This window comes from Achromobacter sp. ISS7 (assembly GCF_056523125.1).
In genome coordinates, this window is record NZ_JAWRZD010000001.1 from 4004873 (window position 1) to 4018568 (window position 13696).

Annotated in this window: 14 protein-coding genes; 10 read left to right on the forward strand and 4 right to left on the reverse strand. The window is 69.4% G+C overall.

Annotated features, from left to right (window positions below):
* Window positions 1–43: 43 nt before the first annotated feature.
* Together AC1HFW_RS18015 and AC1HFW_RS18020 are read right to left on the reverse strand one after the other, a co-directional pair.
* Window positions 44–934 (reverse strand): segregation and condensation protein A, encoded by an 891-nt coding sequence (locus AC1HFW_RS18015; RefSeq protein ID WP_006392681.1) that lies wholly within the window; start codon window positions 932–934, stop codon window positions 44–46.
* A gap of 16 nt (window positions 935–950) precedes the next feature.
* Entirely contained in the window at window positions 951–1139 is a 189-nt protein-coding gene (locus AC1HFW_RS18020) for a DUF3460 family protein (protein ID WP_006392680.1), read from the reverse strand.
* A gap of 98 nt (window positions 1140–1237) precedes the next feature.
* Here AC1HFW_RS18020 and AC1HFW_RS18025 point away from each other — a divergent pair, with 98 nt between their 5' ends.
* Window positions 1238–2692, forward strand: a complete 1455-nt coding sequence (locus AC1HFW_RS18025) for a DHA2 family efflux MFS transporter permease subunit (protein WP_035359950.1) — start codon at window positions 1238–1240, stop codon at window positions 2690–2692.
* On the forward strand, window positions 2679–4202 hold the full coding sequence (gene glpK / locus AC1HFW_RS18030) for a glycerol kinase GlpK (RefSeq protein ID WP_061072552.1): 1524 nt from the start codon (window positions 2679–2681) through the stop codon (window positions 4200–4202). The genes AC1HFW_RS18025 and glpK overlap by 14 nt, the downstream gene beginning before the upstream one ends.
* Window positions 4203–4250: 48 nt before the next feature.
* On the opposite strand, the gene AC1HFW_RS18035 is transcribed toward glpK, so the two are convergent.
* Together AC1HFW_RS18035 and AC1HFW_RS18040 are read right to left on the reverse strand one after the other, a co-directional pair.
* Window positions 4251–4817, reverse strand: a complete 567-nt coding sequence (locus AC1HFW_RS18035; RefSeq protein ID WP_006392677.1) for a hypothetical protein — start codon at window positions 4815–4817, stop codon at window positions 4251–4253.
* Window positions 4817–5752 (reverse strand): LysR family transcriptional regulator, encoded by a 936-nt coding sequence (locus AC1HFW_RS18040; RefSeq protein ID WP_035359946.1) that lies wholly within the window; start codon window positions 5750–5752, stop codon window positions 4817–4819. The genes AC1HFW_RS18035 and AC1HFW_RS18040 overlap by 1 nt, the downstream gene beginning before the upstream one ends.
* 168 nt (window positions 5753–5920) lie before the next feature.
* Between AC1HFW_RS18040 and gtdA the strand changes: the two genes are divergently transcribed.
* The 8 genes from gtdA (at window position 5921) to AC1HFW_RS18080 (ending at window position 13665) form a co-directional block, all read left to right on the forward strand.
* Window positions 5921–6973 carry a gentisate 1,2-dioxygenase gene (gene gtdA / locus AC1HFW_RS18045; RefSeq protein WP_116522062.1) on the forward strand — a complete coding sequence of 351 codons (1053 nt, stop codon included), beginning with the start codon at window positions 5921–5923 and terminating at the stop codon, window positions 6971–6973.
* A gap of 59 nt (window positions 6974–7032) precedes the next feature.
* Complete coding sequence (locus AC1HFW_RS18050; RefSeq protein WP_061072554.1) at window positions 7033–7731, forward strand: fumarylacetoacetate hydrolase family protein; 699 nt, start codon at window positions 7033–7035, stop codon at window positions 7729–7731.
* Between the two features lie 12 nt (window positions 7732–7743).
* A complete protein-coding gene (gene maiA, locus AC1HFW_RS18055; RefSeq protein WP_006392673.1) occupies window positions 7744–8382 on the forward strand; it encodes a maleylacetoacetate isomerase in 639 nt (212 codons plus the stop codon).
* Window positions 8379–8777: a chorismate mutase gene (locus AC1HFW_RS18060; RefSeq protein ID WP_006392672.1), complete on the forward strand. Its 399-nt coding sequence runs from the start codon at window positions 8379–8381 to the stop codon at window positions 8775–8777. Before maiA ends, AC1HFW_RS18060 begins: the two co-directional genes overlap by 4 nt.
* On the forward strand, window positions 8770–9774 hold the full coding sequence (locus AC1HFW_RS18065) for a Bug family tripartite tricarboxylate transporter substrate binding protein (protein ID WP_198485780.1): 1005 nt from the start codon (window positions 8770–8772) through the stop codon (window positions 9772–9774). The genes AC1HFW_RS18060 and AC1HFW_RS18065 overlap by 8 nt, the downstream gene beginning before the upstream one ends.
* A gap of 92 nt (window positions 9775–9866) precedes the next feature.
* On the forward strand, window positions 9867–11219 hold the full coding sequence (locus AC1HFW_RS18070; protein WP_479284687.1) for an FAD-dependent oxidoreductase: 1353 nt from the start codon (window positions 9867–9869) through the stop codon (window positions 11217–11219).
* Between the two features lie 19 nt (window positions 11220–11238).
* Entirely contained in the window at window positions 11239–12462 is a 1224-nt protein-coding gene (locus AC1HFW_RS18075) for a 3-hydroxybenzoate 6-monooxygenase (RefSeq protein ID WP_241072846.1), read from the forward strand.
* Between the two features lie 27 nt (window positions 12463–12489).
* Entirely contained in the window at window positions 12490–13665 is a 1176-nt protein-coding gene (locus AC1HFW_RS18080) for an ABC transporter substrate-binding protein (protein WP_006392668.1), read from the forward strand.
* The last annotated feature ends 31 nt before the right edge of the window (window positions 13666–13696 follow it).

Sequence of the window (13696 nt, forward strand, 5' to 3'; positions counted from 1 at the left end):
GGGGAATCTCCGGGGTTGGGCGCACAGCCCGGGGGGAATCGGATCAGGCCGCGACCGCCGCGACGCTGGTGTAGGCCAGGCGCACGTAGATGGGCGCGTAAGGCTCGGCCTGCGTGATCTCCAGCAGCGACTCGCGCGCCAGTTCCAGCATGGCGATGAAGTGCACCACCACCACCGCGGCCGGCGCGCCTTCGCGCACCCGTTCCATGAACAGGTCGCCGAACTCGATGAAACGCACGTCGTTCAGGCGCCGCAGGATGTGCGTCATGTGGTCGCGCACCGACAGCTGTTCGCGGGTGATGTGATGGTGCTGGTTGAGCTTGGCCCGCTTCATGATGTCGGCCCACGCGGCGCGCAGGTCGTCGACACTGACCTCGGGCAGCATGCGCTCGACGCTCAGGTCGGCGACGGCGTGGCTGGTGACGAAGTCGCGGCCCAGCTGCGGCATGGCGTCGAGCTTCTGCGCGGCCAGCTTCATCTGCTCGTACTCGAGCAGGCGGCGCACCAGTTCGGCGCGCGGATCCTCGGGCTCTTCGCCGGTGTCGGTCTTCTTGACCGGCAGCAGCATGCGCGACTTGATCTCGATCAGCATGGCCGCCATCAGCAGGTACTCGGCGGCCAGCTCCAGGTTGTGGATGCGGATCTGTTCCACATAGGACAGGTACTGCCGCGTGACATCCGCCATGGGGATGTCCAGAACGTTGAAGTTCTGCTTGCGGATCAGGTAGAGCAGCAGGTCCAGCGGCCCCTCGAAGGCCTCGAGGAAGATCTCGAGCGCGTCCGGCGGAATGTAAAGGTCCGTCGGCATCTGGAACAGCGGCTCGCCGTACAGCCGCGCGAACGCCACGCTGTCGATGGTGTCGGGGGTGCTGTCGACGGACGGTTCCACTAGCGCGGCCAGGGCATCGCCCGGGACGGAGGGGGGGTGGGCCATGGCTGCCGCAACAGTATCAGTCGGCCTGATACACGTACGGCTTTTGCGGCACGCGGGCGGCGCGGAAGCCTTCCAGCAGTTCCGCGTCCTGCGGTTTGTCCCAGAGACGGGCGCGGCCTTCACGCTGGCGCTCTTCGGTGCCAGGGTGCGACTGCTTGAAGTCTTTCAGGAACTGGGTGATCTCGGATTCGTAGTTGGTCGCCATGGCACCAATTTCATTGGGTTTCGGATGCCGCCAGTTTACTGCACCCGGGGCCGGGGCCCGGCGTTACAATCTTCCGGGTCCCACCGCCCCCCTCCGCCATGTCCGCCGAATCCGCAGCCGCAGCCAATCCCGCTCCTCCCTCAACCCCGGACGCGGTACGCGCGGCACGCATGATTCCCTTCATCGTCGGCTGCGCGCTGTTCATGCAGATGCTGGACGCGACCGTGGTGGCGACCGCCCTGCCGGCCATGGCCCGGGCCCTGGGATCGACCCCGGTGCGGCTGAACGTGGCCATCACCTCCTACCTGCTGTCGGTGGCCGTGTTCGTGCCGGTCAGCGGCTGGGCCGCCGACCGCTACGGCGCCCGCCGCGTCTTCATCGCCGCCATCGGCCTGTTCACCCTCAGCTCCGTGGCCTGTGCCCTGTCGCAAGACCTGCCGCAGCTGGTCATCGCCCGCATCGTGCAGGGCATGGCCGGGGCCATGATGGTGCCGGTGGGCCGCATCATCCTGCTGCGCACCGTACCCAAGCAGGACCTGCTCAAGGCCATGTCGTTCCTGTCGATCCCGGCGCTGCTGGGGCCGGTGATCGGGCCGCCGCTGGGCGGCTTCATGGTCACCTACATGTCGTGGCACTGGATCTTCCTGATCAACATCCCCATCGGCGTGCTCGGCATCGCGCTGGTGCTGCGCTACGTGGCCGAGATCAAGGAAGAGACGGCGCCGCGCCTGGACTGGCTGGGCTTTTTGCTCAGCGCCGTGTGCCTGGCCGCCCTGGTCAGCGGCTTCGAGGCCATCGGCCGCGACGTGATGCCGCTGCCGATGCTGCTGGGCTTGATCGCCGTGGGCGCCCTCTGCGGCCTGCTGTACGGCTGGCACGCGCGCCGCATCGATTACGCGATCATCGACCTGTCGCTGATGCGCATCCCCACGTTCGCCATCTCGACGCTGGGCGGCAACCTGTGCCGCTTCGCGGTGGGCGCCACGCCCTTCCTGCTGGCCATGCTGCTGCAGGTGGGCTTCGGCCTGTCGCCGTTCTCGGCCGGCCTGATCACCTTCGCCAGCGCCGCCGGCGCGCTGCTGATGAAGTTCGTGGCCACCCCGATCGTCAGGCATTTCGGCTTTCGCCGCGTGCTGACCGTGAACGCGGTGCTGACCGGCGTCTTCATCATGGTCTGCGCCACCTTCACGTCGGCCACGCCGGTCTGGCTGCTGATCGCCATCCTGCTGATCGGCGGCTTCTTCCGCTCGCTGCAGTTCACCGGCGTAAATACGCTAACCTATGCCGACATTCCCCCGGCCAAGATGAGCCGCGCCAGCAGCTTCGCCGCCATGGCGCAGCAGCTCGGCATCAGCCTGGGCGTGGGCGTGGCCGCGGTGACCCTGAACATCAGCATGACCCTGCGCGGGGCCGAGACGCTGGCGGTGGGCGACGTGATCGCCGGCTTCATCGTCATCGGCCTGCTGTGCGCGGCTTCGGTCTTCTCCTTTAGACGCCTCGATCCGCTGGCCGGGGCACACCTGAACGGCGCCAAAAACAGTGACGACGAATGAATTTGTCCTAGCCCTGGACCAGGGCACGACCAGCTCCCGCGCCATCGTGTTCGATCGCGACGGCGTGGTGCGCGGCATCGGCCAACGCGAATTCCGCCAGCACTACCCGCGGCCGGGCTGGGTCGAGCATGATCCCGGCGAGATCTGGCACAGCCAGCTGGACGTGGCGCGCGAGGCCTTGCGCAACGCCGCGGCCAGCGCCGCCGACGTCGCCGCCATCGGCATCACCAACCAGCGCGAAACCACCGTCATCTGGGACCGCGCCAGCGGCCGCCCGCTGGCCCGCGCCATCGTCTGGCAGGACCGCCGCACGGCGCCCATGTGCGACCAGCTGCGCCAGGACGGCCACGCCGATTTCCTGCAATCGCGTACCGGGCTGGTGCTGGACGCCTATTTCTCGGGCACCAAGCTGGCCTGGCTGCTGGATCACGTGCCCGGCGCGCGCCAGAAGGCCGAACGCGGCGAGCTGGCCTTCGGCACCATCGACACCTGGCTGATCTGGCAGCTGACCGGCGGCGCGGTGCACAGCACCGACCCCAGCAACGCCTCGCGCACCATGCTGTTCGACCTGCACACGCAGGACTGGAACGACGAGATCCTGGCGCTGCTGAACATCCCGCGCAGCGTGCTGCCGTCGATCGCGCCCAGCAGCGCGGTGGTGGGCGAATCGCTGCCCGAATGGCTGGGCGGCTCGATTCCGATCGCCGGCGTGGCCGGCGACCAGCAGGCCGCCACCTTCGGCCAAGCCTGCTTTGCGCCCGGCATGGCCAAGAACACCTACGGCACCGGCTGCTTCATGCTGATGAACGTGGGCGACAAGCCGGTGCAGTCGCACAACCACCTGCTGTCGACCGTCGGCTGGGGCCTGCCGGCCGCGGGCCAGGACCGCTGGCGCCCGGCCTACATGCTGGAAGGCGGCGTGTTCGTGGCCGGCGCCGCGGTGCAATGGCTGCGCGACGGCCTGGGCATCATCCAGCGCTCCGAGGAAATCGAATCGCTGGCCGCCAGCGTGGCCGATACCGACGACGTCTTCATGGTGCCGGCCTTCGCCGGCCTGGGCGCGCCGCACTGGGATCCCTACGCCCGCGGCACCCTGGTGGGCCTGACGCGCGGCACCACCCGCGCCCACATCGCTCGCGCCACGCTCGAATCCATCGCGCTGCAAAGCGCCGAACTGCTGACCTGCATGAACGGCGACAGCGGCATCGCGCTGACCGAGCTGCGGGTGGACGGCGGCGCGGCCCGCAACGACCTGCTGATGCAGATGCAGGCCGACCTGCTGGGCGTGCCGGTGGTGCGCCCGCGAGTGCCGGAATCGACCGCGCTGGGCGCGGCCGGGCTGGCCGGCCTGGCGGTCGGCTTCTGGTCGGGCCAGGACGAATTCGCCTCCAAGTGGCAGGCCGAACGCACCTTCGAGCCGGCCTGGCCGGACTCGGTGCGCGAGGCCCGCATGCGGCGCTGGCGCCAGGCGGTGGAACTGTCCAAGGGCTGGTCCAACACCGCGAAGTGACCGGCGGCCAGGCGGTCCCGCGACCGCCTCGCCCGCCTCAGAGGCGGCTCACGGCCGCCGCGCCTGCGCCTGCATCACCCGCAACGCCACGCGATAGCCGGCGAACACATAGAACGCATTGCTGTTCATCAGCAGCCACGCGCCGGCGCCGCCCAGCAGCGCGACCACCGGGCCGACCGCGCGCATGTCGCCCTGCGACCACGCGATCAGCCCCAATCCGCCCGCGGCGGCCAATGTCAGCGCGGTGCGCTTGAGCAGCACCAGCCCCAGGCTGTAGCCGCCCATGAACGCCACCACGCCGATCGCCAGCACCAGAGCCGTGACGGCGCAGGCCAGCACCAGCGCGAAGGCCGCCAGGGCCGGCCCGGCCGGCCGCAACAGCAGGCTCAACAGGCCGATGCCGACCCCGATGCCGCCCACCATCGTCAATACCGCCAGCACCAGCGGCGACCACAGCCCCGGCGGCGCGGCGCGCGCATCCATCTGGGCGACGAAGCGGTGCATGGCCGCGGATGCGTCCGGCGCGCCCGCCTGCCCCGCCGCTTCGCGCAGCGCCGCCTCCAGCCGGCGGCATTGCGCGATCAGCGCATTCAGCCCGGGGCCGGACGGCGCCATCACAGTCTCGTCACGCCCGGGGCGTGTTCGGCCACCGTGTTGCGCAGCGCGGCCATTGCCTCCTGCACGGCGGTAGGCCGGAAGGCATCCTCGCGCCAGTACATGGCCACCGAGCCGAAGCCCGACAGCCGCACCGGGATGATGCGCATCGCCTTCATCTGCGTGAAGCGCAACGCGGCGCGATGCGAGGCCACGCCGATCATGTCGCTGTTGTTGATCAGGGTGAGGTTGATGGTGACTGAATTGGATTCGACGTGGTCGGCCGGCGGCGCCTGGCCGGCCGCGGCCAGCGCGGCGTCGACCGCGTTGCGGATCGGGGTGCCCTTGGGCCACAGGATCCAGCGGTAGGACAGCAGCTCGGGCCAGCCCGGCTGCTCCCGCGCGAACAGCGGATGGCGCGGCCGCGCCACCAGGTGGATCGGTTCCAGGTACAGGGCCTCGAAGCGGATCGCCGGGTCATGATGCTCGGGCGCCGAGCGGCCCACCACGATGTCCAGGTCGCCCTGCGCCAGTTGCGCCAGCAGGCGGTCGGTGGTGCCCTCCACCAGTTTCACGCGGGCCTGCGGCATGCGTTCGAGCAGCTTCATCACCGCCAGCGGCACGGTGTCCGACGCCGATGCGCCCGAGGCGCCGATCACCACCCGGCCGCCGCCGCCCTCGCGCAGCGCGGCCATGTCGGCGCTGGCGCGGTCCAGCTGCGCTTCGACCCGCTGCGCGTGCGCGATCAGCACATCGCCATGCGGCGTCGGCCGCAGGCCGCGGGCATGGCGCTCGAACAGCGGCAGGCCGATGTCGTCTTCCAGATCCTTGAGCCATTTCGACAACCCCGGCTGGGTCGTGTTGAGCATCGCGGCCGAATGGCTGATGTTGCGGGTCTGGGCCAGGCTGAGGAGCATTTTCAGGTTGCGCAGGCGCAACCGGTGAGTCCAGTCCATGGGGCCCTCTTGTCTCTTATCCATATGGTTATTGGTATGGATAATAAGATAATTTCATTTCAAAACACATAGCTCGTTCCGCATAATCGTCTCCATATCAGGACCCGCCGCGCCCGCCGCGACGGGCCAACAGAAGCCGGCCCCGACGCCGGCCCCCAGGAGACAGACATGCCCGACGGTCACCCCCCCGGCGCGGATCGCGCCGCCTATTACGCGCGCATCGCCCAGAAGCACATGGCCCCGCTGTGGGAGTCGCTGCACAACCTGGTGCCGCGCCAGCCCGCGCCGCGCTGCGTGCCGGCGATCTGGAAATACGACGACGTGCGCGACGACGTGCTGGCCTCCGGCTCGCTCATCACCGCCGAGGAAGCCGTGCGGCGCGTGCTGATCCTGGAGAACCCCGGCCTGCCCGGCCAGGCCAGCATCACGCAAAGCCTGTATGCCGGCCTGCAGCTGATCCTGCCGGGCGAGATCGCGCCCAGCCACCGCCACACCCAGTCGGCCCTGCGCTTCATCGTCGAGGGCCGTGGCGCCTACACCGCCGTCAACGGCGAGCGCACCACCATGCATCCGGGCGACTTCATCATCACGCCGTCCTGGACCTGGCACGACCACGGCAACGCCGAGACCGTCGATGGCGGCGAACCAGTGGTCTGGCTCGACGGCCTGGACATTCCGCTGCTGCGCTTCCTGGACGCCGGCTTCGCCGAGAACTATCCGTCCGCCACCCAGCCCGTCACGCGGCCGGAAGGCGACAGCATGGCGCGCTACGGCCACAACATGGCGCCGGTGCGCCACCGCGCCGCCAGCGGCACCTCGCCGATCTTCAACTATCCCTACGAGCGCAGCCGCGAGGCGCTGGACGCGCTCTACCGCCACGGCGAGCTCGACCCGTGGGACGGCGTCAAGCTGCGCTACCTGAATCCGGCCACCGGCGGCTACCCCATGCCCACCATGGCCACCTTCATGCAGCTGCTGCCGGCCGGCTTCCAGGGCAAGGCCTATCGCAGCACCGATTCCACCGTCTACAGCGTGGTGGAGGGCCGCGGCATCGCCCGCATCGGCGACGCCGAATTCCACTTCGGCCCGCGCGACGTGTTCGTGGCGCCGTCGTGGCTGCCGGTGCAGTTGGCGGCGCTGGAAGACGCCACCCTGTTCAGCTATTCCGACCGCCCGGTGCAGGACGCGCTGGGCCTGTGGCGCGAAGAACGCATCGCCTGACGCGGGCGGGCCGCCGCGCCCGCCCTCCCCCTTTCCGTTCCGCCTTCAAAGGTTGATTCATGTCTTACGTGTTTGCTCCCGCCGACCCCGTCGCCGTGCCCGTCGCCGGCAGCCAGGACCGCTTCCCCGTGCGCCGCGTCTATTGCGTCGGCCGCAACTACGCCGCCCACGCCCGCGAGATGGGCTTCGACCCCGACCGCGAACCGCCGTTCTTCTTCTGCAAGCCGGCCGACGCCGTGGTGCCGGTGGCGCAGGACGCCACGCTGACGCTGCCCTACCCGCCCGAGACCGCCAACTTCCACTATGAAATCGAGCTGGTGGCGGCCATCGGCAAGGGCGGCGCCAACATCGCGGTCGAGGCCGCGCTGGAACACGTGTGGGGCTACGCCGTCGGCCTGGACATGACGCGCCGCGACCTGCAGATGAAGATGCGCGAGGCCGGCCGCCCCTGGGAATTGGGCAAGGCCTTCGACCAGAGCGCGCCCATCGGCCCGCTGCTGCCCGCCGCGCAGGCCGGCGACATCCACCACGCCGGCATCTGGCTGCAGGTCAACGGCGCCGACAAGCAGCGCAGCGACGTCGGCCAGCTGATCTGGTCGGTGGCCGAGACCATCGCCTACCTGTCGCGCTACTTCCGCCTGGAGGCCGGCGACCTGATCTATACCGGCACGCCCGAGGGCGTGGGCCCCGTGACGCGCGGCGACAAGCTGGTCGGCGGCGTCGACGGCCTGGGCACGCTCAGCGTGCGGATCGCCTGAGGAACCGCATCCATGCAACTGCACAGCTTCTTCAACAGCTCCACCTCGTACCGCGTGCGCATCGCGCTGGCGCTCAAGGGCCTGCCGTTCGATATCGTGCCGGTGAACCTGCGCAAGCAGGAACAGCGCGCCGCCGACTACGTGGCGCAGAACCCGTCGGCCGGCGTGCCGCTGCTGACGGAAGGCGATTTCCAGCTGTCGCAATCGCTCGCCATCATCGACTACCTGGACGCCACGCACCCCGAGCCGCGCCTGATCCCGGCCGCGCCGCGCGAGCGCGCCCGCGTGCTGGAGCTGTCCAACGCCATCGCCTGCGACATCCACCCGGTCAACAACATGCGCATCCTGCGCTACCTGCAGGAAGAACTGGGCGCCACCGAGGCGCAGAAGAACGCCTGGTATCACCACTGGATCCGCGAAGGCCTGACCGCGGTCGAGACCCTGCTGGTCCGCCACGGCCAAGGCGCCTATTGCTTCGGCGACGCGCCGACGCTGGCCGATTGCTGCCTGGTGCCGCAGGTGGCCAACGCCCAGCGCATGGGCTGCGACCTGTCGGCCTACCCGCGCCTGACGGGCGTGTACGAACACTGCGTCGCGCAGCCCGCGTTCCAGCAGGCCGCGCCCAGCAACCAACCGGACTACATCAAGTGACCACGCAAGCTTCCCCGGGCCAGGAGCCCGACACCCTGGGCGCGCCGCTGCGCGAATACACCGATCCGGCCTACCGCCCGCTGTGCGCCAACCTGGCCGAGGTGCGCGCCAACATCGACCGCCTGGACGACGAGATCGTGCGCCTGATGGCCGAGCGCGCCATGTACGTGAAGGACGCCGCGCGCTTCAAGCGCGACGCCTTCCAGGTCAGTGCGCCGGCGCGCCAGGCCGAGGTGTTCGAGAAAGTGCGGCGCCTGGCCGAACGCCACGACCAGGGCTTCGAGAACCTGGACCAGGTGGTGGACGCGGCCTACCGCGCCATGGTGGCGGCCTTCATCGCCAACGAACAGACCTATTTCAACAACATGAAGATCGCGGGAGACAAGCATGCATAAGCCCTCAACCCTGGCGCGGGCGCGCGGCATCGCGGCGCGCGCGCTGGCCTTGGGACTGGTCGCGCTGGCGCCGCTGGGCGCGGCGCAGGCCGCCGACGCCTGGCCGTCGCAGCCGCTCAAGGCGCTGGTGCCGTTCGGCCCGGGCTCCAGCCCCGACCAGGTGGCGCGCATCGTCGGCGAGAAGGCCGGCGCCATCCTCGGCCAGACCGTGGTGGTGGAAAACAAGCCGGGCGCCAGCGGCAACATCGGCACCTTCGCCATCGCCAACGCCAAGCCCGACGGCTATACCTTCGGCGTCTCGATCACCGGCCCGCTGGTGAACAACACGCTGCTGTTCGACAAGCTGCCCTACGCGCCCGCCACCGACCTGTCGCCGCTGACGCTGGCAGTGCACCAGCCCAACGTGCTGGTGGTGCCGGCCAAGGCCGGTATCGACAACATTGGCCAGTTGCTCGAAGCGCTCAAGCAGAACCCGGACAAGTACAACTTCCCCTCGCCCGGCGCCGGCACCGTCTCGCACCTGGCGGTGGAACTGCTGCTGCAACGGATCGGCGCGCGCGCCACGCACGTGCCGTATCCGTCGTCGCCGGCCGCGCTGACCTCGCTGCTGTCGGGCGACACGCAGTTCGCCGCGCTGCCGCCAATCGCCGTCATGAGCATGGTCAAGGACGGCCGCCTGAAGGCGCTGGCCGTGACCTCGTCCAAGCGCTCCACGCTGCTGCCCGAGATCCCCACGCTGGCCGAAGTCGGCGTGCCCGGCATCGAGGGCTCGGCCTGGATCGGTTTCGTGATTTCGTCCAAGGTGCCCGCCGACATCCAGAAGAAGCTGTCGGACGCGCTGATCCAGGCGATCCGCGACCCCGAGGTGGTCAAGCGCCTGCAGGCGCAGTTCATGGACCCCGTGGGCAGCACCCCGGCCGAGTTCCGCGCCTACATGGACGATGAGCTCAAGCGCTGGGAACCCCTCATCACCAAGCTCGGCATCAAGGGCCAATAAGCCGGCCCGTAAGCCGGCCCATGAACGGGCGCCCCGGCGCCCGGCATTTCGCAACACCAGACGCAGTCCGCAAGACAAGCAAGGAGACAAGCATGACCCTCACCGAACCCGCCCGCCAGGTGCCGCTCTACGGCGAATACGACGTCGTCGTGCTGGGCGGCGGCCCCGCCGGCATCCTGGCCGCGGCCAGCGCCGCCCGCAACGGCGCCAGCGTGCTGCTGGTGGAACGCTATGGCTTTCTCGGCGGCATGGGCACGGCGGCGGGCGTCTCCAACTTCTGTGGCCTGCACGCCAACATCCGCGGCGCCATCCGCCAGGTCGTGCATGGCATGACGGACGACCTGCTGGACCGCATGCGCGCGCTGGACGGCCTGAACGACCCGCACCTGATCCTGGGCAAGATCCACGCCCAGGCCTACGACATCGCCGCCTTCAAGTGCGCGGCCGACGGCATGGTGCAGGACAGCGGCGCGCGGATCCTGTTCCATGCGCTGGCCACCGGCCTGGCGCGCGACGCCGCCGGCAATGTCGACGCGCTGTTCCTGGAAACCAAGTCGGGGCGCTGCGCGGTGCGCGGCAAGGTCTTCATCGACTGCTCCGGCGACGCCGACATCGCGCAATGGGGCGGCCTGCCGTTCGAGAAGGGCGACGCGCAGGGCCACATGCTCTACCCCACGCTGATGTTCAAGGTCGGCAACGTCGACGGCGCCCGCGCCCAGGAGGCCTGGAAGACCATTCCGCAGCTGATGGACCAGGCCACCGCCAGCGGCGAATTCACCTTCCCGCGGCGCGGCGCCATCGTGCGGCCGCAAAAGCATGACTACGAGTGGCGCGTCAACGTCACCCAGCTGGCCAACGCCGATGGCAGCGCGGCCGACGGCACCGACGCCGCCTCGCTCTCGACCGGCGAGCTGGAAGGCCGCCGCCAGATCACCGAATACCTGAAGTTCCTGCGCGCCAAGGTGCCGGGGTTCGAGAATGCCTACGTGCTCGACATCGCGCCGCAGCTGGGCATCCGCGAGACCCGCCGCATCGTCGGCGAAGCCATGCTGACCAAGGACGACGTGCTGGGCTGCGCCGACTTCGAGGACAGCATCGGCGTCAATGGCTGGCCGCTGGAAATGCACACCGCCGGCGACGTGCAATGGATGTGGCCGCCGATTCCCGAATCGCGCGGCTACAACCAGCTGCCGTTCCGCATGATGGTGCCGCGCCGCGGCCCCGGCGTGGCCGGCAACGTGCTGGTGGCCGGACGCTGCGCGTCGATGACGCACGAGGGCCAGTCGGCCGCGCGCGTCAGCGGCAGCTGCTTCGTCATGGGCGAGGCCGCCGGCACCGCGTCGGCGCTGGCGCTGCGCGCCGGCATCGCGCCCGCCGACCTGCCGATCGCCACGCTGCAGGCGCAACTGCAGCGGCAAGGCGCCTTCCTCGGCGGCCACGACTGAACATGCAAGGAATCCAGGAATGAACGCAACACCGGCAGTAAAGGGCGCGCCCCAATCCGTGATCGTGGTGGGCGGCGGCATCGGCGGCCTGGCCGCGGCGCTGGCGCTGACGCGCCAGGGCATCGCGGTGCAGTTGCTGGAGCAGGCCGCGCACATCGGCGAGATCGGCGCCGGCATCCAGCTCGGCCCCAACGCCTTCGCCGCGCTCGACGCGCTGGGCGTGGGCGCCACGGCGCGCCAGCGCGCGGTCTTCACCGACCACATCATCATGATGGACGCGGTCGACGCGCGCGAAGTGGTGCGCATCGACACCGGCGCCGCCTTCCGCGAGCGTTTCGGCGGCCCCTACGCCGTGATTCACCGCGCCGACATCCACCTGTCCATCCTGGAAGCGGTGCAGCAGAACCCGCTGATCCGCTTTCGCACCTCGACGCAGATCGCCAGCGTCACGCAGGACGGCAGGCGCGTGGAGGTCACCGACACCGAAGGCAACCGCTACCAGGCCGACGCGGTGATCGGCGCCGACGGCGTCAAGTCCGTGATCCGCGAACACCTGATCGGCGATCCGCCGCGCGTGACCGGCCACGTGGTCTACCGCGCCGTGGTCGAGCGCGACAACATGCCCGAGGAACTGCGCATCAACGCGCCGGTGCTATGGGCCGGCCCGCACTGCCACCTGGTGCACTACCCGCTGCGCGGCGGCCAGCAGTACAACCTGGTGGTGACCTTCCACAGCCGCGAGCAGGAACAATGGGGCGTGCGCGAGGGCAGCAAGGAGGAAGTGCTGTCGTACTTCCAGGGCATCCATCCACGCCCGCACCAGATGCTCGACCGCCCAACCTCGTGGAAGCGCTGGGCCACGGCCGACCGCGAACCGGTCGAGCAGTGGGGCCAGGGCCGCCTGACCATCCTGGGCGACGCCGCCCACCCCATGACCCAGTACATGGCCCAGGGCGCCTGCATGGCGCTGGAAGACGCGGTGACGCTGGGCGAAGCCGTCAAGCGCTGCGACCACGACCTGCAAGCTGCCTTCCGCCTGTACGAATCGGTGCGCATCCCGCGCAGCGCGCGCGTGGTCTGGTCGACCCGCGAAATGGGCAGGCTCTATCACGCGCGCGGTGTCGAACGCACCGTGCGCAACATGCTGTGGACCGGCCGCGGCCAGTCCCAGTTCTACGACGCGCTGCAGTGGCTCTACGGCTGGAAAGTGGAGAACTGTCTCGCGGGCCCCATCCAGCCATAAAAAAAGCAGGCACAGGAGGAGACAACCATGACGACACGCATCACCCGCGGCGGCGCCGCGCTGCTGCTGGCACTGGCCGCCGGCGGCGTCCAGGCCCAGCAGAAACCCGTGGACATCGGCTTCATCGGCACGCTGTCGACCCCCGCCGGCTACATCGGCGAGGACGAACGCGACGCCTTCATGCTGGCGGTCAAGGAAGGCGGCGGCAAGCTCGGCGGCGTGCCGGTCAATGTGCGGGTCGAGGACGACGCGCTCAAGCCGGCCAACGCCAAGCAGATCGCCGACAAGATGGTGCAGGGCGGCGTGCGCCTGTTCACGGGCGTCAATTTCTCCAACGTCATGGCGGCGGTCGGGCCGACGGTGCTCAACGCCGGCGGCTTCTACGTCAGCCTGAACGCCGGTCCGTCCAACTATGCCGGCAAGGCCTGCAACCCGAACTACTTCGCCGTCGCCTTCCAGAACGACTCGTACGCCGACACCGCCGGCATCGCCGCCAATGAGCTGGGCGCCAAGCGCGTCGTCGTCATGGCGCCCAACTACCAGGCCGGCCGCGACGCCGTCGCCGGCTTCAAGCGCACCTACAAGGGCGAGATCGCCGAAGAGATCTACACCAAGCTGGAACAGGCCGACTTCTCGGTCGAGCTGGCGCGCATCCGCTCGCTCAACCCGGACGCCATCTTCCAGTTCCACCCGGGCGGCGCCGGCATCAACCTGACCAAGCAGTACGCCAACTCCGGCCTGGCCGACAAGATCAAGATGATCACGCCCATCTACTCGATGGACGAGCGCATGCTGGCCGCCACCGGCACCGCCGGCAAGGGCTTCTACCTGAGTTCGCTGTGGAGCGCGGACCTGGACAACGCGCAGAACAGGCATTTCGTCGAGGCCTTCACCAAGGCCTACAACCGCGCGCCGACCGCCTACGCGGCGCAGGCCTACGACACCGCCAACCTGATCGCGTCGGGCCTGAAGGCGGTGGACGGCGACATCACCGGCAAGGCCGACGCCTTCCGCGACGCGCTGCGCCGCGCCGACTTCCCCAGCGTGCGCGGCAAGTTCAAGTTCGGCCCCAACCAGCATCCGGTGCAGGACTGGTACCTGCTGCACATCGAGGCCGGCGCGGACGGCAAGCTGGTCTACAAGAACCTCAAGGTACTGGCCCGCGACCACACCGACGTGCACGCGGCCGACTGCAAGATGTAGCCGGCCGCGCCGGCGCGGCGCCCTGCCAGGG